This window comes from Pseudomonas sp. LBUM1643 (assembly GCF_059716215.1).
On record NZ_CP166813.1, the window covers coordinates 310,233 to 329,730 of the forward strand.

General features: G+C 56.9%; 20 protein-coding genes and 1 tRNA gene. 8 read left to right on the forward strand and 13 right to left on the reverse strand.

From position 1 onward, the window contains the following. Positions 1–23 precede the first annotated feature (23 nt). From ACA063_RS01355 to ACA063_RS01370, 4 genes are all read right to left on the reverse strand, one after another. Positions 24–488: a hypothetical protein gene (locus ACA063_RS01355; protein WP_162436985.1), complete on the reverse strand. Its 465-nt coding sequence runs from the start codon at positions 486–488 to the stop codon at positions 24–26. A gap of 6 nt (positions 489–494) precedes the next feature. Then, a complete protein-coding gene (locus ACA063_RS01360; protein ID WP_497664499.1) occupies positions 495–911 on the reverse strand; it encodes a hypothetical protein in 417 nt (138 codons plus the stop codon). Positions 912–948: 37 nt separating this feature from the next. Beyond that, positions 949–1,902, reverse strand: coding sequence for an alpha/beta hydrolase family protein (locus ACA063_RS01365; protein WP_497664500.1), 954 nt, complete (start codon positions 1,900–1,902; stop codon positions 949–951). A 62-nt stretch (positions 1,903–1,964) separates the two neighbouring features. Further along, on the reverse strand, positions 1,965–3,029 hold the full coding sequence (locus ACA063_RS01370; RefSeq protein ID WP_497666453.1) for a PDDEXK nuclease domain-containing protein: 1,065 nt from the start codon (positions 3,027–3,029) through the stop codon (positions 1,965–1,967). 262 nt (positions 3,030–3,291) lie between these two features. Between ACA063_RS01370 and ACA063_RS01375 the strand changes: the two genes are divergently transcribed. Then, entirely contained in the window at positions 3,292–3,735 is a 444-nt protein-coding gene (locus ACA063_RS01375) for a carboxypeptidase regulatory-like domain-containing protein (protein WP_497664501.1), read from the forward strand. A gap of 147 nt (positions 3,736–3,882) precedes the next feature. On the opposite strand, the gene ACA063_RS01380 is transcribed toward ACA063_RS01375, so the two are convergent. From ACA063_RS01380 to ACA063_RS01410, 7 genes are all read right to left on the reverse strand, one after another. After that, positions 3,883–4,317, reverse strand: a complete 435-nt coding sequence (locus ACA063_RS01380) for a hypothetical protein (RefSeq protein WP_497664502.1) — start codon at positions 4,315–4,317, stop codon at positions 3,883–3,885. A 270-nt stretch (positions 4,318–4,587) separates the two neighbouring features. Next, on the reverse strand, positions 4,588–5,379 hold the full coding sequence (locus tag ACA063_RS01385; RefSeq protein ID WP_497664503.1) for a TSUP family transporter: 792 nt from the start codon (positions 5,377–5,379) through the stop codon (positions 4,588–4,590). A gap of 71 nt (positions 5,380–5,450) precedes the next feature. Beyond that, on the reverse strand, positions 5,451–6,530 hold the full coding sequence (locus tag ACA063_RS01390; protein ID WP_497664504.1) for a hypothetical protein: 1,080 nt from the start codon (positions 6,528–6,530) through the stop codon (positions 5,451–5,453). 327 nt (positions 6,531–6,857) lie between these two features. After that, positions 6,858–6,933 (reverse strand) — tRNA-Phe (locus ACA063_RS01395). A 103-nt stretch (positions 6,934–7,036) separates the two neighbouring features. Next, on the reverse strand, positions 7,037–7,309 hold the full coding sequence (locus tag ACA063_RS01400) for an oxidative damage protection protein (RefSeq protein ID WP_010464608.1): 273 nt from the start codon (positions 7,307–7,309) through the stop codon (positions 7,037–7,039). Further along, entirely contained in the window at positions 7,306–8,373 is a 1,068-nt protein-coding gene (mutY, locus tag ACA063_RS01405) for an A/G-specific adenine glycosylase (protein WP_497664505.1), read from the reverse strand. The genes ACA063_RS01400 and mutY overlap by 4 nt, the downstream gene beginning before the upstream one ends. After that, entirely contained in the window at positions 8,370–10,595 is a 2,226-nt protein-coding gene (locus tag ACA063_RS01410; protein WP_497664506.1) for an AsmA family protein, read from the reverse strand. Before ACA063_RS01410 ends, mutY begins: the two co-directional genes overlap by 4 nt. Before the next feature lie 418 nt (positions 10,596–11,013). Here ACA063_RS01410 and ACA063_RS01415 point away from each other — a divergent pair, with 418 nt between their 5' ends. The 7 genes from ACA063_RS01415 (at position 11,014) to ACA063_RS01445 (ending at position 16,868) form a co-directional block, all read left to right on the forward strand. Further along, entirely contained in the window at positions 11,014–12,675 is a 1,662-nt protein-coding gene (locus tag ACA063_RS01415) for an OFA family MFS transporter (RefSeq protein ID WP_497664507.1), read from the forward strand. 309 nt (positions 12,676–12,984) lie between these two features. Continuing rightward, positions 12,985–13,578 carry an imidazoleglycerol-phosphate dehydratase HisB gene (hisB, locus tag ACA063_RS01420; protein WP_003218037.1) on the forward strand — a complete coding sequence of 198 codons (594 nt, stop codon included), beginning with the start codon at positions 12,985–12,987 and terminating at the stop codon, positions 13,576–13,578. Next, on the forward strand, positions 13,578–14,216 hold the full coding sequence (gene hisH, locus ACA063_RS01425) for an imidazole glycerol phosphate synthase subunit HisH (RefSeq protein ID WP_497664508.1): 639 nt from the start codon (positions 13,578–13,580) through the stop codon (positions 14,214–14,216). The genes hisB and hisH overlap by 1 nt, the downstream gene beginning before the upstream one ends. Next, positions 14,217–14,474, forward strand: coding sequence for a DUF2164 domain-containing protein (locus tag ACA063_RS01430; RefSeq protein WP_157711279.1), 258 nt, complete (start codon positions 14,217–14,219; stop codon positions 14,472–14,474). 42 nt (positions 14,475–14,516) lie between these two features. Continuing rightward, positions 14,517–15,254 (forward strand): 1-(5-phosphoribosyl)-5-[(5-phosphoribosylamino)methylideneamino]imidazole-4-carboxamide isomerase, encoded by a 738-nt coding sequence (hisA, locus tag ACA063_RS01435; RefSeq protein WP_162436975.1) that lies wholly within the window; start codon positions 14,517–14,519, stop codon positions 15,252–15,254. Between the two features lie 9 nt (positions 15,255–15,263). Next, entirely contained in the window at positions 15,264–16,034 is a 771-nt protein-coding gene (gene hisF, locus ACA063_RS01440) for an imidazole glycerol phosphate synthase subunit HisF (protein WP_407013243.1), read from the forward strand. Positions 16,035–16,112: 78 nt separating this feature from the next. Further along, on the forward strand, positions 16,113–16,868 hold the full coding sequence (locus ACA063_RS01445; protein ID WP_497664509.1) for a substrate-binding periplasmic protein: 756 nt from the start codon (positions 16,113–16,115) through the stop codon (positions 16,866–16,868). Between the two features lie 8 nt (positions 16,869–16,876). Here the strand turns inward: ACA063_RS01445 and ACA063_RS01450 are convergent, their stop codons facing one another. Continuing rightward, a complete protein-coding gene (locus tag ACA063_RS01450; RefSeq protein ID WP_497664510.1) occupies positions 16,877–18,109 on the reverse strand; it encodes a trypsin-like serine peptidase in 1,233 nt (410 codons plus the stop codon). Positions 18,110–18,122: 13 nt separating this feature from the next. Next, the gene (locus ACA063_RS01455; protein WP_497664511.1) at positions 18,123–19,460 is read right to left on the reverse strand and encodes a Vps62-related protein; all 1,338 of its coding nucleotides are present in this window, start codon (positions 19,458–19,460) and stop codon (positions 18,123–18,125) included. Between the last annotated feature and the right edge of the window lie 38 nt (positions 19,461–19,498).

Genomic DNA, 19,498 nt, shown 5'->3' on the forward strand with positions numbered 1-19,498 from the left:
GTTTTTGTTTCTGAAGGGGAAAATTACTCGCCCTTTTCTTCCTCTGCGTCCAGCGACTGGCGATAGCTGTCCAGTGCTGTACCGAAGTCAGTAATGAACTGCGGGTCGGTCAGCCAGGCCTGGGCGGCGTCGTGGTCCATGCCGTCAGCCCACATGCGATAGTCGATCAGCATGTCGGCGGCCAGGTGAGTGGCAGCCATGGCTTCGTTGTCGGCGTTTTCCATGTCGAGCAGGTCGGGATGGTCGGTGATGATTCCGGCGAGGTCGGTCAGCAGGGCCAGCAGCATGTCGTTGCGGCTAACGGCTTCTGCGTCGCGCATTTTGCTGAACATGGCCAGGGTGTATTCCGGGATCGGCTCGCCCGGTTCGTCCAGGTCATTGTCCAGGTCGTCGTCCAGCGCGGCGGGTTTTCGTCCGTGGATATTGATTTGCTTGGCTTTGATCTTGGCGCGCTTGGCGCGTTTCTGCTGCTTGTTCAGGGAGGCCATGGGAACTCAGTTCGGTGTCTGTGGGTTTTGGGCCGCGATGGCTTCGGATGCCGCCACGTAGTCAATCTGGAAATCCGGGGATTCGATCCACGCCAAGGCACCGGCTTCGTCCACTTCGGTGGACCATTGGCGATACTCGATCAGCGCGGCGATGATGAAGTCTGTCGCGGTTTCTTCGCCTTCCTGCTCCAGCACCAGCGCGAGCAACGGGTGTTCCAGGAACACGGTGCACATGGCTTGCTGGCTTACTTTCTGGGCGTCGATCATTTCTTTGAACAGTTCGGTCAGGTCTACAGATTCGAAGTCGATTCTATCGTCATTCGGATCCAGTTCGACCGGCGCGACCGCCCGTTGGGTGCGGTTCTGCTTGGCCTTGGCTTTGGCGCGGGTGGCGCGTTTTTGCTGCTTGTTGGCGGAGGCCATGGGCGTCGTTCCGTATTTCGTTGAGTGGGCGCATTGGTCAGTGACGAGGCACTAGCCGTCCCGGAGTGTCAGCGGCCAGTTCGCCGATTTGCAGCCAGGACAATGCAATGGGCCATAGTGTGGCTTGGTATGCGCTGCGAAAAAAGGCGAAATGTCCGACTTCTGTCTGGCCGATGTCTTCGGGGGCGATTCGCAGGTGGGTGTTTGTGCTCTGGGTGAAGTAGCCGAGCAGTCGTTCGATAGCCGGTATCGTGCCATAGGGATCGTCTGTGATGCTGATGGCCAGCGTTTGTGCGGTGACGCGGGCAAAGGCCCTGACGTGGCTGTCCTGACCGCTGGGGCGCTTCTCGTAACGAGCAGTGGGTGTGCTCCAGTCGCGGACGACGCCCGCCGGAGTGTCTTCCAGCCAGCCGAGCCGTTTTCCGGGGAAATAGCCGCACAGCATCGTCACTAACGGCATGACCAGATGCCACTTGCCGAACAAACGCCAGCGATGGGCGGGCGCATAGTCGCGCCAGTAGGCGAATTGCGCGCCGACGGTCACCAGGCGTCGAATGAGATGCCCAGACGCTCCCAGGCCCGCTGCACAGCCTCCAAAGCTGTGGGCGACGACATCGATGGGCTGGCCAGGGAATTCGCGCTGAGCGCGCTTGAGCATCGCCTCAAAATCCAGGGCACCCCAGTCGGACCATGACGCCTTCAGTCCTTTCAGCGAGTCAGGTCGTGATTCTCCGATGCCGCGGTAATCGAAGGTCATGACGTCGAAACCATGGGCGCAGAGATAGTCGGCAAAGCGCGAGTAATGGCGGCAGCGCACGGAGGTGGCGGCATTGATGATGACGACCGGACGCATTGAGTCAGGGATAGCATGCCGCCAGATGAATCCGCCGAGGATAAAGCCGTCTGCGGCGGGCTCCATGAACGGTTTTGCCGCAGTCGGAGGCTGCTCGATTTGGGTGGAGATGGGGGGCATGTCCTGCTGCAGAGTCATCGGTATCGGACCTTTGCGAGAAGCAACCAACGATAGTCTTCGCGCAGCGGATGGACAATCCGTCAGCTGTTTGGTGAATGAATATGAAGCAACCGCTCCTCAAGCAAAGCGCGCTCGCGGTCCAGTTCGGCTCGAAGTTCTTCCTCGCTTGGCAACACTAGCCTGTACTTGGTGGCGAACAGGTGGTCGTGGCCTTCCAGCACCGAATAACGCACCACGGACTCGTCTTTTTGCGCGCAAAGGATGATGCCGACAGTCGGGCCATCTTCCGAGCCGCGTCTGAGGTCATCGTACATGCGTACATACATGTCCATCTGCCCGACGTCCTGGTGTGTCAGTTCTCCGCGTTTCAAATCAAAGATGACAAAGCATTTAAGCAAGTAGTTGTAGAACACCAGATCGATGTAGAAATCTTTGCTGTCGGTGCTGATGCGTTGTTGGCGAGCGATAAAGGCAAAGCCTTTTCCGAGCTCAAGCAGAAACGATTGCAGTTGGTTGATCAAAGCTTGCTCAAGCTCGCTTTCCATGACCAGGCCTGCATCAGGCAGGCCGAGAAACTCCAATACCACCGGATCCCTGACGAAGTCTCGAGGATTGGTGTTCATTTGCTGGATGCTGGAGGCGGCTTCCTGCATAGCGGCAGGGCGATCCCGGCTCGCCAACAAGCGTTCGTAATAGAGGGTATTGATCTGGCGTTCCAAAGCTCGCGATGACCAGTTTTGCAGAGCGGACTCGTTCATGTACCAGTGCCGGGCGTGTTCACTGTCGACCCTCAAGAGTCTGCGGTAGTGCGTCCAGCTCAATTCGAGACGCAGTGCGTCTCGAATTGGAAACGCCTGATAAAAAAGTCGCATCTTCCGCAAGTTAGTCTCATCGAATCCTTTCCCGAACTCTGCCGTCAGCACCTTTGCCAGCGATGCCAGTAGATGTTTGCCATAGCCAGCCCGCTGGGCGCCTCCCTGCTCGAACTCGACAATATGCCGCCCGATCTGCCAGCAGGTTTGTACCTGAACCGTGTCAACCGTTCGCAGGACCTTCTGGCGTGCCTCACGAATCACCTCGCCAAGGTTGCTCAGGAGGCTGGTTACATTGGGGTCTTGAATCATGTCCTGACGGGGCGCTTTCATCGATTCTTCCGGGGCTGAGTGAGCGGGGGGGGAAAGAATCGCAGGGCAGGAGTAGGCAGCGATGCCGGGCGCGGCTGGTAAATGTGAATGAAGGGCCTGATGGTGTTGCAGGATCGATCCGACGGCTCGGCAAAGTTTTGGAATACGACCTGTAGTCCAATTCGTAGTGAGTCCAAGCACTAATCAATCTAAAACTTGGACGTTCAGGGACAAATCTAACAAAGGTAAAAATTGAGCTTTGCGGAGCTCGGGAGTTGCCATCATGAAACACGCGCATGCATTGCTTTTTGCACTCGTCTGCTTATCGATGTTCCCGGTTGCGCTGCAGGCTGCCAGCCTGGAGCCGGTCGACAGCTCAGGGGTGCAAGTCCAGCGACAGGACCAGTATGGCGTTGCCTACTTGTCTGGCGGTGTTGGCGAGGACGAGGCGAAGGCGATCCAGCAAGCCACTGGTTACAACTTGCACATGACGTTTTCCATTGGCGTGGAGAACAAGTACGTTCCGGATGTCGATGTGGTCATTCATAACGCTCAAGAACAAGCCGTGTTGACCCTGACTCAGGCGGGTCCGCTGGTATACGTGCAACTGCCTCCTGGCAAATACACGGTAATTGCAACGCGCAATGGTGAGGAGCGGCGTGACACCACGGATGTCGGCAGTGGAACCGCGCGCAATCTGGTTTTTCACTGGAATGATGGTGAATAGGGGACGTCGTAAGCGCGAGGGGTTTTCTTCAACTTTCAAATCCGCAAACAGCTGTTTTCATGGGCTGTTTGCGGAATGCCGCGCGCGGTGTCTGGGGTTTGCCACTGCGCGCAGGGTGTTTACTCAACGATCACCAGGGATAGGCAGTTAGCGGATGCTGCGGATGTTGCCTTTGTTGCCTTTCACCGTGACGGAAACCTTCTTGAAGATGAAGTAGTTTTCTTCGTTCACTTCATAGCGCGGGGCCACAATCAGGTCGGCTCCGGAGGACTTGACCGCTTTGTAGGCTGCTGCCGATTTAACGGCGCTGACCGGATCCAGGCCCAACCCCAGGCCGCCACTCTGACCACCGTAGCTCACGCCATCGGCAAATTGAGAATCGCCGCCGAACTTGAGGAAGCCGAACAGGATGTTGACCGATGATTCACCGGAGATGGTGTCACCAACAGCGATGTCTGCTTTCAGGTCTGCCTTCACGGTGCTGTCGATAGGCGAAGTTGGCTGGCTTTGGTTGTAGCTGACGCAACCGCTGGCGGTGGCAATGAGGGTCGACAGGGTGAGGATTTTCAGAAGCGTGTTCAAGAATTGTTTCCTTACTTTGAAACGTTGAATGCAGGCAGATTTGCTGCTGCATAAGTTTCACTTTGTAAGGAAGCTTGCTCCAATAAGGCGTTTCCTAAAAAGACGTGCGAAGAGATGGTCGCGACGTGGAGGAAAATGGCGTGGCGGGAGTAGGAGTTTTCGGCGACGCTTGAATTTGCTAAATCCCAGGCATAAAAAAACCCTGAATCTTGCGATTCAGGGTTTTCGTTATCGGGTGTCAAAGACGGAATCGAACAATGCTTTTGGTGATCATAGCGAAGCCAATGATTGAAGGATCGCGACGCGCAAAGGATTTGTTTCTACGCTTAACAGCTTGATGGCCAAGGCGCAGCAAACCACGATCAGCATTGGCTTAATCAATCGTGGCCCTACCCGAACAGCGGCCCGTGCTCCCAATTGAGCGCCAATGAAGGCTGCCAAAGCCATGGCTATGGCGATCGGCCAGATAATCACACCTTTGGTAACGAAAATCGACAGAGAACCCAGGTTGCATGAGGCGTTGGCAAGTTTGGTAAAACTCATGGCCCGCATCATGCCCATGCCGCAGAGAAGGACAAACCCGACAATAAAGAAAGAGCCTACGCCGGGACCAAAAATTCCATCATAAAAGCCCAGGATCGGAGCCACGGTAAACGAAAAAAGCAGAATGCCGATTCTCTTGCGTCGATCTTCATTAGCCAGCTTCGGAGAGAGCGCAAAATAGATCGCGACCAGTATCAACATGATAGGCACGCAAACTTCCAGATAGCGCTTATCAATCGAGCTGACCAGCAAGGCGCCACTGGCTCCGCCAATAAATGCACAGACGACCAGAAAGCGGCCTTCGCGCCACTCGATCATCCCTTTGCGAGCAAAGGTTACCGTTGCCGAAATGGTTGCGGAGGCGGCTTGGAACTTGTTCGTTGCTATTGCACTGATCGGATCTAGACCCGCAATAAACAATGCGGGCAAAGTGATCAATCCACCACCACCGGCAATCGCATCAAAAAAGCCCGCGCAAAAAGCGACGAGCGCCAACATGCCGATTAAATCCCAAGACATTGCATTCCCTCGTTGTAGTGATTAGCCGGTATTCCCTGGCGAGTCCTTCAGCAGCTTGAGTATTTAAAGAATCAGCCCTGCAGCAGCAACGGGTCCTCTGAAATAACGATAGGGGAAGCGAATTTCGACAGCCCGAAAATGCGAACCAGGACGCGTCTGTTGTCTTTGATGACATCGCGACAGTGCAAGGCTCGAACGTTATTGATGACCATGGCCGACTCTTGCGTGAGCGCGCACTCGACTGGAGTTGCTTCGCCTGCGGCCTGGCAAAGGGCGGTGTAGGCCGTTTTGACAAAAGCCGAGGCGTTATCATTGACCGAAAAGCGATAGGCGTTGAAGCGGGCTGCGAACCCGACCTTGTCGTCAAACTCCAGAACCGACACATCGCGGCCATCTTGTCCTTTGCCACTGACAAAGGAATCACTACGAGTGAATTGGAAGTTGCGTGTGGTCAGTGCGAGGCAGTGGGTGACGCCAATTTTGTCGAGTATGGGAGGTAATGGAATGGCCCGTGTAGGTTCCAGGCCCGGGTTCCACAGCGCGGAAAGTATGAGCGACGAGGGAGAGGGTGAGTGCTCGTCTTTCGCGTTCACTGCGCACCAGTAAGGCGCTTCGGTATGCGGGCCAAGCGCGAGGCCTGAATGGGAGCTCAGTTCTTTGACTTCCGGCTCGGCATTGAGTTTGTTGAGCCCGCCACCCTTGAAGTTGGCCACCACTCGAACCAGTTTTCCGTCATTGTCCATGTCATAGGCAAAGGCAGTGTTATCCACCAGTTTCAACAAGATCTGATTGCGGGCGGCCAGGCAAAGGACGTCGTAACGGTTCTCCAGAGATACCAGGTCTGGCAGTTCATCTGGAGGGCTGGCATCGTTGATCGTTTGCAAACCTTCAAAAATCAACACGCAAACAAGGCCATCAGAGTAGGCACCTAGCAGTTCGCATTGATCTTTCGAAAGCGAACGCTTTATTTCGGTTGCCGCCAGACAGGCGTTGGATTCGGCCCCTTGTGCCTGCGGCCCGCCGTTAGCGCCCAGTTCTTGCGCTAACGCGTGAAGCAATGTCGACTGGCAAGAATTAAATCTGAACGTTCTGACTTCCTGACCCGAGTAAAAGTCAGCGGTTTTGACCACTGGATTAACGGTGACCGTCATGGTCTACATCCCTGTTTTGCATCTGCTCCCGGTTAGCGGCAGCTCCTTTTCCGATAGTGCCCAATCCGATGATCAGCGTATGTCATCCATTTCCGGTAATACATTCGGAGCGTTCCGACAAAATCGAGGGGCTACTCAACGCGGCTACTCACCGATGCTTGGCGTTTATCGTGGATCGCTCTCTACAAGCGCCACAGGCGCTTCCTGGTGGGGCAATAGGAAAAGGGTGAAGCTTCTTCCAGTGTGTCGGTAGAGAGGGAATTTGCTCCTGATCAAATCCCGGGCATAAAAAAACCCTGAATCTTGCGATTCAGGGTTTTCGGTATTTGGTGCCCAGAGACGGAATCGAACCGCCGACACGGGGATTTTCAATCCCCTGCTCTACCGACTGAGCTATCTGGGCAACGGGGCGCATTAAACTGGTTTTTCAGGGGGTCGTCAAGCAAGTTTTCAAAAAATATTTAATTATTACCGTCGCTTACGTACCGACCCCCAAGAAAACGGGATTATTCAGCCGGCGGAACGTAGCCGTCAGCCTTGGCGTATTCCTCGCCGGAGAAGTACTTGTCCATCTCGCCCTGAAGATATTTGCGGTCTTCGGCGTTCATCATGTTCAGGCGTTTTTCGTTGATCAGCAGGGTCTGGTGTTTCTGCCAGTCCGCCCAGGCCTTCGCCGAGACGTGGTCAAAAATGTCCTGGCCTTTAGCGCCCGGGAACGGAGCGCGCTCCAGGGCGGGCAATTCTTCTTTGTACTTGCGGCACATGATGGTGCGGGTCATGACGACTCTCCTGCGTTCAATACGGCGGCCGCGCGTGCGAGCAATGTTTTGACCGGGGCGGCAAGGCCCAGGCGCGGCGGGGTGGCGAGGTTATACCAGAGCCAGTCGGCCTCGGCCACGTGATGGCCGACCTCCTGGACCTGAACCAGCCAGGGTTCGATGGACAATTGAAAGTGGCTGAAGGTGTGAACAAGGCTTGGCAAGGCTTGCTGAGTGCCCAGTTCCAGCGAGTGCTGGGCCGCCAGATGTTGCAGGTCCTCGAGGTCGTCGAGTTCCGGAAGGCTCCAGAGACCGCCCCACAAGCCCGTGGAAGGGCGACGATAAAGCAGGATCGCGCCTTCGCCGTTGGCGAGCATTGGCATCAGCGTACGCTTCTGTGGCACGGCTTTACGCGGTTTGGGGATCGGGTAGCGGGTTTCCAGGCCAAGCATGTGCGCTTCACAGCCCTTTTCGAGCGGGCACAGAAGGCAGCTCGGTTTGCTGCGAGTGCATAGAGTGGCGCCCAGATCCATCATCGCCTGGGTGTAGGCGTTGACCCGATCATGTGGTGTGAAGCGCTCAGCGTTCGCCCACAGCTGTTTGGCGACCTTCGGCTCGCCTGGATAGCCCTCTTGTGCAGTAAAGCGCGCCAGGACCCGTTTGACGTTGCCATCAAGGATCGGCGCCCGCAGGCCCATGCTCAGGCTGGCAATGGCCCCGGCTGTGGATAATCCGATACCTGGCAGCTCCACCAGCTTCTCAACGTCGCGCGGAAACTCGCCGCCGTACTCCGCCACGACGATTTTTGCGGTCTTCTGCAAATTGCGCGCACGGGTGTAGTAACCAAGGCCTGTCCACAAGTGCAGCACTTCGTCTTCCGGTGCGGCAGCCAGAGCTTCGACCGTTGGCAGCGACGCCATGAAGCGGTCGAAGTAGTTCAGCACGGTGCTGACCTGGGTCTGCTGCAGCATGATCTCCGAGACCCACACCCGATACGGGTTGATGCCCTGTTGCCAAGGCAAATCGTGGCGGCCGTGGCGGTCGTACCAGTCCAGTACTGCCGATGAAAATTGCTCGGATCTCATCGCTTGAACAAACCCTTCAGTGCATTTTTCAATTCAGGACTGACCTTGTCGCCAAGCTTCTCGTCGATTTTCTCGCTGAGTTTGTCGCCCGCCAGTTTGCTCGCGACCTGGCCCATGCGCTCATTGTCCAGGCGGCAGGCTTTGGCGCCGAGTTCCAGCGGACCGCGGCAGCGCAGTGGCCACTCGATACCGACAAACTTCTCGCCGACCTGACAAGCCGGGTCCGGCATATCGCTCTTGTCGCCTTCGACGATGATGCCAACGCGGTAATCCATACCCAGCACTCGCAGGTCGACGTCGCCGTCACCGTTGATGGTCATGCCCGGGATGCGCACTTTCAGGTCAGGGTTGCTGGCCACGCCGTTACGGAAGGTCAGGTTGCCCTTTAGTTCCTGGAATGGCGTGTCCTTGCCTCGTGGTTCGCCGCTGAGGGTTTTGCGGTTGAGGGTGGCAATGCCCTTGCACAGTTGCTGTTCGAGGTTGGCGTTAAGCAGCACGCCGTTGTTGATCACGAAACTGGCGTTGCCGTTAAGGCTGTCGATCAGCGCTTTCTGGCTATTGCCGCTGCCTGTGAGGTTGCTGTTGAGTGTGACCAGACCTTTGACCGGCGGATTCTTGCCTTGGCTTTCGAGGATTTTTTCTACCGGGACTTTGTTGAGCTGCGTCTGCATGTTCAGCGCCGGCACCTGCTGGCGCACGTCGAGGGTACCTTTGGCCTCGAAGCTGCCGTCGTACAGGTCGCCTCGCAGGTTTTCCAGGGTCAGCAGACCGCCTTGGCCAGTGGCTTTGAGCGCGGCATTCTGGATGGGCAGTTTGTCGAGTGTCAGCTGGCCGAAGGTCAGGTCGGCGTCGACGTCGAGTTTGCTCAGGCGCTCGACCGGCAGCAGGCGATCGGAGCTCCATGCGGTTTTGGTCGGCGCATCGGGTAGCGGAGTGCTGCCTGCGCCCGCCATGGCATTGGCTTCGGTGCTGGCCACCTCGGCCTGACGCACTTGAGTCGCGCTGTTGGCTTCAGCGGATGTTGGCTTCAGATATCGGTCGACGTTGAAGGTGTCAGCTTTCAGCACGGCACGCAGCGACTGCTTGGCGAAATCCTCGACCGCGATGCGACCGTTGAAGCTGCTGTCATCGACTTTCAGATTGATGTTGTCGAACGAAACGCTGCTTGGCGTACCGGCAAGGCGAGTGACCAGTTCGACTTTGCTCAGACTGCCTTCAGCCATGGCTGGAAGGGTCTGGCCAATGCTGTCGATAAATTTTGCCAGGTCGAACTGAGCGATCGACAGGGCGCCGTTGATTTGCGGAGTCTTGTCGAGGTCGTTGACCTTGAGTTCGCCCAGCGCACGCAGTTGGTTGGCAGAAATCTTGATGCCGGTCCATTCGGCGACGTTCGCAGCTTTATCCAGCAGAAGCTGGCCCTGGGCGGCGAAAGTCATCGTCTTGCCTTGCAACGGATCACCCGCCACTTCGCCGGAGAGTTTCATGTCTTCGAATTTGTAGCGTTGCAGCGCGCGTTCGAAACGCAGCTCGCCGTTAAGCTCAGTGCGCACCCGCAAGACCGGCTGGTTGGTGCCCAGGAACGCCGTCAGTTTGACCGGGATATTGGTCGAGTCGTGCACGGCGCCGGTGCTCAGCTGGATGCTTTCCGCGCTGAATTGCTTGCCGGTTTTTTCGTCGTTGTATTCAACGCGGGCGTTATTGACGGTCAGGCTGTCGATATCCAGACGGATCGGCTGGGCCGGTTTCTCGACCTGGACTGTGGTGTCTGGCGCCGGTTCGCCCGGGGTGACGGGTGCAGTAGTCGAATTGCCCGCTACCGGCACCTTGCCGATATCTTCCCAGTTGCCGTGGCCGTCCTTGTCGCGGTTCAGGCGCAAGTTCAAGCCTTCGACGCGCACGTCGCTCATCTGCACTTCACGGCGCAGCAGCGGCAACACGCGAACGGACAGGCCGAGCATCTGTAGGTCAGCGAACGGTTCGGTGGGTTTGGCCAGGGTCGCAACACTGGCTTCGTGCAGTTCCAGGCCTAGCCAGGGGAACAGGCTCCAGCCGATATCGCCATTGAGCGTCAGCTCGATGTGGGCCTTGTCGCGGGCAATCTGGCGAATCTCGTCTTTATAGTCGTTGGGATCAAAGAGGTGGGTCAGGGCAAAACCCAAGGCCACAATGATCAGCAACAGCCCGAGAAGTACCAGACCCAGGATTTTGCCGAACGCTTTCATGGGCGAGTCCTTGTAGTTAGTCGAATTCGAAATTTAGCCGGGGAGTATAGCGCTCCCAAACAGATGACCGGTCAGCGATCACCTCACCAGTCAGTCCAGCGGTAATTTGAGCCTGGTTGCCAGCGCCTGAGCACGTTCATGGGCACGAAAAAGAACGGCATGGCGGCGCCAGTGATTCAGTTGCGGTATCGGCCTGTGGCAGCCTTCACGGTGCCCGGATCAAACAGCTTGCCGAAAGGTGATATCAGTTTGATTTTTCTGCTACACACAAATGGTAACCTTTGCCCGTTCGCTCGTCCTTCTGCGACTTGATGTCGCATCAAATGGAGCTTCATTCAAAAAACGGTCATGCCTGCGTGCATTAAGGCTGAGAGTGAGGAGTGGCTGGCGAACCATACTAATAATTGGGGGATACACAATGACCACGAGCATCACGGCTGACGGCATTGCCGACCAGCCTGCGTTCCTGTCCAAGGAGCGCATCATCGCCAAGCCGGGTTTCAACCGCTGGCTGGTACCACCGGCCGCGCTGGCCATCCACCTTTGCATCGGCATGGCCTACGGTTTTTCGGTGTTCTGGCTGCCGCTCTCCAAGGCCCTGGGCGTGACCGCTCCGGTGGCTTGCGCGCCGGACATGAGCTTCATTTCGCAAGTCTTCTCGTCGCAATGCGACTGGCCGATCTCGATGCTCGGCTGGATCTACACCCTATTCTTCATTTTCCTGGGTTGCTCCGCGGCGATCTGGGGTGGCTGGCTGGAACACGCCGGTCCGCGTAAGGCTGGCGTTGTCTCTGCGCTGTGCTGGTGCGGCGGTCTGCTGATTTCGGCGCTGGGTATTTATACCCATCAGATCTGGCTGATGTGGGTGGGCTCTGGTGTCATTGGCGGTATCGGCCTCGGCCTGGGCTATATCTCACCGGTTTCGACCCTGATCAAATGGTTCCCGGACAAGCGCGGCATGGCGACCGGCATGGCGATCATGGGTTTCGGCGGTGGTGCGATGGTGGGGGCTCCGCTGGCGGCGGCTCTGATGAGTCATTTCGCTTCGCCTAGCGGTGTTGGCGTATGGCAAAGCTTCCTGGTGATGGCTGCGATCTACTTTGTGTTCATGATTGGTGGCGCGTTGTCCTACCGTGTCCCGCCAACCGGGTGGAAGCCTGAAGGCTGGACCGCTCCGGCGAAAAAAGCGTCGAACTCGATGATTACACACCGTCACGTTCACGTGAATGTGGCGTGGAAAACCCCGCAATTTCGTCTGGTGTGGCTGGTGTTGTGCCTGAACGTTTCGGCGGGTATCGGCATCCTGGGCATGGCTTCGCCGCTGTTGCAGGAGGTTTTTGGCGGAAAACTGATCGGTGTTGACCTGCCATTTGGGCAGCTGGACTCCGGCCAACTGGCCTCTATCGCCGCTATTGCCGCCGGTTTCACCGGTTTGCTGAGCCTGTTCAATATCGGCGGGCGCTTCTTCTGGGCCTCGTTCTCCGACTATCTGGGTCGCAAAAACACGTACTTCGTGTTCTTTGCACTGGGTTTCGCCCTGTACGCGCTGATCCCGAACCTCGGTCACCTGGGCAACGTTGCGCTGTTCGTGGCGGCGTTCTGCATCATCTTGTCGATGTACGGTGGTGGTTTCGCGACGGTGCCTGCTTACCTGGCGGATCTGTTTGGCACGCAAATGGTCGGCGCAATCCACGGTCGACTGCTGACTGCATGGGCAGCGGCTGGGGTTCTGGGTCCGGTATTGGTGAATTACCTGCGTGAGTATCAGCTGAGCATCGGCGTGGAACGTGCCGCGGCATACGACATCACGCTGTACATACTCGCCGGCCTGCTGGTGCTGGGTTTCCTCTGTAACTTGCTGGTACGGCCGGTGGCTGACAAGTACTTCATGACTGACGCCGAGCTGGCGGCCGAACAGGCGCTGGGCCACGACAAAGGTGCTGACAGCAGCACCGTGCTGGAGTGGAAAGCGGCGCCGGGCAGCAAACCTCTGGCGATCGCTGCGTGGCTGGCGGTGGGTATTCCGTTGGCGTGGGGTGTCTGGGTGACGCTGCAGAAGACGGCGGTGTTGTTTCACTAACGCCGTTGTAGCAGGTGGCACGGTTCCTGTGGGAGCAGGTTGTTGTGGCGAGGGAGCTTGCTCCCGCTGGGTCGCGAAGCGAACCCAATCGATTCACCGCGTGATTTCAGGCAGATAGCGGTGATAGGTTTTGGGGCTGCTACGCAGCCCAGCGGGAGCAAGCTCCCTCGCCACATAAGCCAACTCGCAATTGTATGCACATGTCTATCCTCGACACTCCATCAGTCTTATCCCCTTCGATGTTTCTGTTTAGCGCCCGCGCCCCTATAATGGCTGCCTTTTTCGCCCAATGATTTTGCGGAGCTGGTGATGGCCGAACGTAAGGCGTCAGTCGAGCGCGACACTCTGGAAACCCAGATCAAAGCCTCGATCAACCTGGATGGCACCGGAAAGGCCCGATTTGATATCGGTGTTCCTTTTCTTGAGCACATGCTGGACCAGATCGCCCGTCACGGGCTGATCGACCTGGATATTGTCAGCAAGGGCGACCTGCATATCGACGACCACCACACCGTGGAAGACGTTGGTATCACCCTGGGTCAGGCCTTTGCCAAAGCCATCGGCGACAAAAAAGGCATCCGTCGCTACGGCCACGCCTATGTGCCGCTCGATGAAGCGCTGTCGCGCGTAGTGATCGACTTTTCCGGTCGTCCTGGCTTGCAGATGCATGTTCCCTACACCCGCGCCACCGTCGGGGGCTTCGACGTTGACCTGTTCCAGGAATTCTTCCAGGGCTTCGTCAACCATGCGCTCGTCAGCCTGCACATCGACAACCTGCGTGGCACCAACACCCACCACCAGATCGAAACCGTCTTCAAGGCTTTCGGCCGCGCGCTGCGCATGGCTGTAGAACTCGATGACCGCATGGCCGGTCAGATGCCGTCGACCAAAGGCGTTCTGTAATGCAGACGGTCGCGGTTATCGATTACGGCATGGGCAACCTGCACTCGGTGGCCAAAGCCCTCGAGCACGTCGGTGCCGGCAAGGTCCTGATCACCAGTGATGCCAACGTCATTCGCGAAGCCGACCGGGTGGTTTTCCCCGGCGTCGGCGCGATTCGCGATTGCATGGCTGAGATCCGTCGCCTGGGCTTTGATTCGCTGGTGCGTGAAGTCAGCCAGGACCGCCCGTTCCTTGGCATCTGCGTCGGCATGCAAGCCTTGCTCGACAACAGTGAAGAGAACGACGGCGTCGACTGCATCGGTTTGTTTCCGGGCGCGGTGAAGTTCTTCGGCAAGGACCTGCATGAAGACGGCGAGCATCTGAAAGTCCCTCACATGGGCTGGAACGAAGTGAAGCAGACGGTCACGCACCCGCTGTGGCACAACATTCCGGACCTGGCGCGTTTTTACTTCGTGCACAGCTACTACATCGCTGCCGCCAACGCGCGCCAGGTGGTGGGTGGCGGTCACTACGGTGTCGATTTCGCCGCAGCGCTGGCCGAGGGCTCGCGTTTCGCCGTGCAGTTTCACCCGGAGAAGAGCCATACCCATGGCCTGCAATTGCTGCAGAACTTCGCCGCGTGGGATGGTCGCTGGTAAATGGCTGCCAAGAAAAAGCCGCCGATCCTGACCCTCACTCCCGAGCAGGAGAACGAGGCGAATCAGAAGATCAAGCGCTTCATGGAGGACCGCTTCGAACTCGACCTGGGTTCGTTCGAAGCGGCCGAAATCCTTGAGCTGTTTACCCGTGAAATTGCTCCGCATTATTACAACAGGGCGATTTTCGATGTGCAGACGCACCTCAAAGAGAGGTTCGAAAGCATCGAAAGCGACTTGTGGGCGCTCGAGAAAAACTGATTTCCGAGCGAAGCTGAATACTCGAATTTGAAGGTTTGCCAGATGCTGATTATTCCCGCTATCGATCTCAAAGACGGTGCCTGTGTTCGTCTGCGCCAGGGCCGCATGGAAGATTCCACAGTGTTCTCCGATGACCCGGTGAGCATGGCGGCCAAGTGGGTGGAGGGCGGTTGCCGTCGTCTGCATCTGGTCGATCTGAATGGCGCTTTCGAAGGCCAGCCAGTCAATGGTGAAGTCGTCACCGCCATCGCCAAGCGTTATCCGAACCTGCCAATCCAGATTGGCGGCGGTATCCGCTCCCTGGAAACCATCGAGCACTACGTGAAAGCCGGCGTGAGCTACGTGATCATCGGCACTAAAGCCGTAAAAGATCCTGCCTTCGTCGCTGAAGCCTGCCGCGCGTTTCCGGGCAAGGTGATTGTCGGTCTGGATGCTAAAGATGGCTTCGTTGCCACCGACGGCTGGGCTGAAATCAGCACCGTCCAAGTAATCGATCTGGCCAAGCAATTTGAAGCCGACGGCGTGTCCGCGATCGTTTATACCGACATCGCCAAAGACGGCATGATGCAGGGCTGCAACGTTCCGTTTACCGCTGCACTGGCCGCTGCCACGAAGATCCCGGTGATCGCCTCCGGCGGCATCCACAACCTGGGTGACATCAAGTCGCTGCTCGACGCCAGAGCGCCAGGCATCATCGGCGCGATCACCGGCCGGGCGATCTACGAAGGCACCCTCGACGTCGCTGAAGCGCAAGCTTTCTGCGATTCGTACAAAGGCTGAGGACTGACCATGGCGCTGGCCAAACGCATCATCCCTTGCCTGGACGTGGACAACGGTCGGGTCGTCAAGGGTGTGAAGTTCGAAAACATCCGCGACGCCGGCGATCCGGTGGAAATCGCTCGTCGCTACGACGAGCAGGGTGCTGACGAGATTACCTTTCTCGACATCACCGCCAGTGTCGATGGCCGCGATACCACGCTGCATACCGTCGAGCGCATGGCCAGCCAGGTGTTCATTCCGCTGACCGTCGGCGGTGGCGTTCGCACCGTGCAGGACATTCGAAATCTGCTCAACGCGGGTGCGGACAAGGTATCGATCAACACCGCCGCCGTGTTCAATCCGGAATTCGTCGGCGAAGCGGCGCAGCATTTCGGTTCGCAATGCATCGTCGTCGCCATCGACGCCAAGAAGGTTTCCGGGCCGGGCGAAACGCCTCGCTGGGAAATCTTCACCCATGGCGGTCGCAAGCCGACAGGCCTGGACGCGGTGGAGTGGGCGAAGAAGATGGAAGGCCTGGGCGCTGGTGAAATCCTGCTGACCAGCATGGATCAGGACGGCATGAAAAACGGTTTCGACCTGGGGGTCACTCGCGCCATCAGTGATGCGTTGGGCATCCCGGTGATCGCCTCTGGCGGCGTCGGCAACCTGCAGCATTTGGCCGACGGCATCATCGAAGGCCACGCCAGTGCGGTGTTGGCGGCGAGTATTTTCCACTTCGGTGAATACACCGTGCAGGAAGCCAAAGCCTTCATGGCCCATCGCGGAATCGTGATGCGCTGAACAATCCGATACAGGCCAGTGGACATCATGGCGGGCTCAGGGCACTCTTGGGAACGCCATGGATTTCGGTAGCCAGACATGCTTAAACGCCTTCTACTTGCCCTCGCCAGTGCATCTCTATTGCTCGTCAATGGAGCACAGGCTGCAGAAAGTCCCGCCACCGATCTGGTGCTGCTGACGGAAAATTTCCCGCCGTACAACATGGCGAGGAACGGCAAGAATTTCGCTCAAGACGAAAACATCAATGGCATTGCCGTGGACATCGTCCGCGAGATGTTCAAGCGCGCCAACATCACTTACAGCCTTACGCTGCGTTTCCCTTGGGAGCGGATCTACAAGATCGCCCTCGAGAAACCCGGTTATGGCGTGTTCGTGATGGCGCGGTTGCCCGATCGTGAGAAGCTCTTCAAGTGGGTAGGCCCGATCGGCCCGGACGACTGGATCATGCTGGCCAAGGCAGACAGCAAGATCAACCTCGACAGTCTGGATGATGCGCGCAAGTACAAAATCGGCGCTTACAAGGGCGATGCGATTGCCGAGACTTTAGCCAAGCAAGGGCTGAAGCCGATTGTCGTGCTGCGGGATCAGGACAATGCGAAGAAACTCACAAACGGTCAGATCGATCTGTGGGCCACAGGTGATCCTGCCGGACGTTATCTGGCGCGCCAGGATGGTGTGACCGGGCTCAAGACGGTGTTGCGATTCAACAGCGCCGAGTTGTATCTGGCACTGAACAAAGAAGTGCCAGATGAGACCGTCGCCAAGCTGCAAGCCGCGCTCGATCAGTTGCGCAAGGAAGGAGTGGTCGATGAGATCATGGCGCGGTATCTCTAGCAGCTATCTTACTGGGCTTGCGGCGGAACCCGCGGTGGCGGGTTCAAATACACTGCGCTCGTGAACACATTGTTCAATGTTGCCGCCGTCAGGCTTTGTTGCGCGGAGTCAACACCAATAACGCAAAGTGCGTGCACTCCATTTGATGGACCTATCTCAGTATTGATATGCGCATCTTCAGTACTAATGGCGGCGCTGTAGTTGTGAGGCACCTTGCATTCTTTGGCGTCACGGACTGCTTTAAAACGATAGAACGGTGCGTCTAACGAGAACCGGAAATCCCATGTTGGCAATGCAAACTGCCCGGCTGTATTTCGCGATCTATCAACGTATGTTTTGAGTTTCCATGGCTCAATAACGCTCAACTCAACAGGCTTCAAGGCACAGCCCGGTCCATCAATGGTGAATACACCGTCAGTGAAACAGGCATACAGGAAGTTGGCAGGGTAGCTGTAGTTGAAACGGGCGGCCTTGCAGGATGACGAGTCCTCGCAACCTTCGGGCTCTGGTATTACACGCGAGGCAGCGATCTTACTGACGATGCCGGTGATTTCATTTGTATTGCGGTTAAGCATCGGACTGCCGGAGTTCCCAGGTCGAAGGTCACAACGGTTTCGCATTGCCAGGGGGAATACCCCAGGGTGATCGATGAATGTACCTGCAGTTTGTTCGTCGCAAGCGCTCAATCGAAGCCCGCTTTCGCTAAAGCCCTGTGGCGCGCCAACGTTAAGTGAGTCATGGCTCTCATTTATTTGGTGGGATGCCAGGTTAAGCGGGTTGATGCCGGCCTGAATCAACGAGGCCAGGGTGGCGTCTACTTCAAGTACGGCAAGATCAGTCCCGGACAGACTGGTCCATCGGGCGGTCCGAACTGCAAATTGGCTGTGTCGCTCGGGCGTGTCATAAAAGTACTTGAAAGTTACCGTCGCCTCTATCGGCAGATTGATCCGTGCCGAACCGTACTGGAACAGTACGCAATGTCCACTGGTGAGCAGATAGCCAGGTCCAGTGGCCTTACCTTGTCTGTTTCGCGTATTTAGCAGGACGGCACTACAGGATTCTCCCGATTGCAGGGTTAATTTCCCGATGCCACTCCAGATTTCGTAAAGGCGTCCGCTGTTTTGCAATGCTCTCGAATTGGAGTCGTTAACAGCACCCTCTCCGAGGTCGCGAGCGAGCACGGATGCAATGCCCATCAGGCTGATCATGACTGACAGGTAAAGATACTTAAGGTATTTCACGTCCATTCCTTGGTTATGAAATTGAGGTGCCCACTATTCGGGCATCACTGTGATTATCAGCGGCGCAAATGTTGTCGCCCTGCTCCGGTGGGAACTCGGCTACATACAGGCTATCGAGATCGCAGTAACTGATAGGTGACGCTACTTGAGTGCCGTCTTCACGAAAGAGCCTGTAGACACTTTTCAGACGATAAACCACGATCAGTTTGCGCTTTGGCGCGATGGCGACGACTTCCACCGGTGTCACGCGGCTCCAACCGTCGGATGATTTCTCGGTATGAGTAAAGCCTTTGTCCAGTCTCGCCGAAAACTGGATTGAAGCGGTCCACAAGTGATTTATGGTGCTCACTTGTGCCAAATGAATCAGGGGCCATTCGGTTTCGGTTCTGATACTGGTGATGCCCGTAAACTCAGACAGCATTTCAGCACTTTGGACCTTGGACGCAGTCCACTGGAAGGTTTTGCTGACCGCGCCAGTGTTGTGGCCGTACCCCAGAAATTCATACTGGTCAGATCTTTCCAGAAGGTACAACGCCGATGTCCGCAATTGCTCCCGAGCATTCAGGCCAGGGTCTATGACGGTGAACCATGGAAGGTAGACAATCTTGGTGACTTTGGTTGTCTCATCGGCGGCAGGTGGCTCATACCCAGTAAGAGTTGGCGCCACGATCGGAGAGTTGGCCCGCATGGCGATCTTCATGCGCAGTGAGTAAGCGACGTCGCCTGTCGGTCTATAGGTGTTGATGCCAACAAAGGTGCCCGGTGAAAAGCAGATATCTCCCGCAGGCGCACTTGGAGGGGAGGAGCCCCAGGCTGAAAAGTTCTTCTTGGCGCCACTCCCGCGGTCGTCCCAGATCATGCGGTTAGCGGGCGATGCGATCACCAGATCCGCGCGCACGCAGCGGACAGTATCGCGCAACGGCTTGTCGCGGCCATTGGAGCAAACCATGCCCAATGCCACATAACCGTCTGGTGGTATCGGGCGCCAGATAGTAATGTCCGCTTTGGCTCCGGAACCTGAATCTCTCCAGACTTGTTCGAAGTCGATCGGGACGCCGAGGGCTTTGCCTTTCGAGGTGTCTGCGTTCTCCGGCACGCCCTCGCAGACAACTACCACAATGTTGTTCTCGTTTATGTTCTCGTATCCAGGCGAAACGACATCACCCAACGGGAAATATCCAGGCAACAAATCTGCGGGAGGTAAAGGGCGCCAAAAACTCGCTTTTTTCGAACCAGAGCCCGCGCTATCCCAGATCCGGTTGAATTGTGTCGTGAAGTTGATCAACAGATTGTCAACCTGGATCGATGCCAAAGGCCTAGCGGCCGGTGTGACTGTTTCATTGGTGGGCATGATGGTTCCTGATAGTTTGACAGGCGACTTGGGCGTAG

Coding starts and splice junctions, on each gene's coding strand:
- ACA063_RS01370 (WP_497666453.1), bottom strand. CDS start 3,029: ATGAAAGCGCCCCGTCAGGACATGATTCAAGACCCCAATGTAACCAGC.
- ACA063_RS01365 (WP_497664500.1), bottom strand. CDS start 1,902: ATGACTCTGCAGCAGGACATGCCCCCCATCTCCACCCAAATCGAGCAG.
- ACA063_RS01355 (WP_162436985.1), bottom strand. CDS start 488: ATGGCCTCCCTGAACAAGCAGCAGAAACGCGCCAAGCGCGCCAAGATC.
- ACA063_RS01430 (WP_157711279.1), top strand. CDS start 14,217: ATGGCTGCCAAGAAAAAGCCGCCGATCCTGACCCTCACTCCCGAGCAG.
- ACA063_RS01385 (WP_497664503.1), bottom strand. CDS start 5,379: ATGTCTTGGGATTTAATCGGCATGTTGGCGCTCGTCGCTTTTTGCGCG.
- ACA063_RS01410 (WP_497664506.1), bottom strand. CDS start 10,595: ATGAAAGCGTTCGGCAAAATCCTGGGTCTGGTACTTCTCGGGCTGTTG.
- hisB (WP_003218037.1), top strand. CDS start 12,985: ATGGCCGAACGTAAGGCGTCAGTCGAGCGCGACACTCTGGAAACCCAG.
- mutY (WP_497664505.1), bottom strand. CDS start 8,373: ATGAGATCCGAGCAATTTTCATCGGCAGTACTGGACTGGTACGACCGC.
- hisF (WP_407013243.1), top strand. CDS start 15,264: ATGGCGCTGGCCAAACGCATCATCCCTTGCCTGGACGTGGACAACGGT.
- ACA063_RS01445 (WP_497664509.1), top strand. CDS start 16,113: ATGCTTAAACGCCTTCTACTTGCCCTCGCCAGTGCATCTCTATTGCTC.
- ACA063_RS01360 (WP_497664499.1), bottom strand. CDS start 911: ATGGCCTCCGCCAACAAGCAGCAAAAACGCGCCACCCGCGCCAAAGCC.
- ACA063_RS01455 (WP_497664511.1), bottom strand. CDS start 19,460: ATGCCCACCAATGAAACAGTCACACCGGCCGCTAGGCCTTTGGCATCG.
- ACA063_RS01390 (WP_497664504.1), bottom strand. CDS start 6,530: ATGACGGTCACCGTTAATCCAGTGGTCAAAACCGCTGACTTTTACTCG.
- ACA063_RS01400 (WP_010464608.1), bottom strand. CDS start 7,309: ATGACCCGCACCATCATGTGCCGCAAGTACAAAGAAGAATTGCCCGCC.
- hisH (WP_497664508.1), top strand. CDS start 13,578: ATGCAGACGGTCGCGGTTATCGATTACGGCATGGGCAACCTGCACTCG.
- ACA063_RS01415 (WP_497664507.1), top strand. CDS start 11,014: ATGACCACGAGCATCACGGCTGACGGCATTGCCGACCAGCCTGCGTTC.
- ACA063_RS01375 (WP_497664501.1), top strand. CDS start 3,292: ATGAAACACGCGCATGCATTGCTTTTTGCACTCGTCTGCTTATCGATG.
- hisA (WP_162436975.1), top strand. CDS start 14,517: ATGCTGATTATTCCCGCTATCGATCTCAAAGACGGTGCCTGTGTTCGT.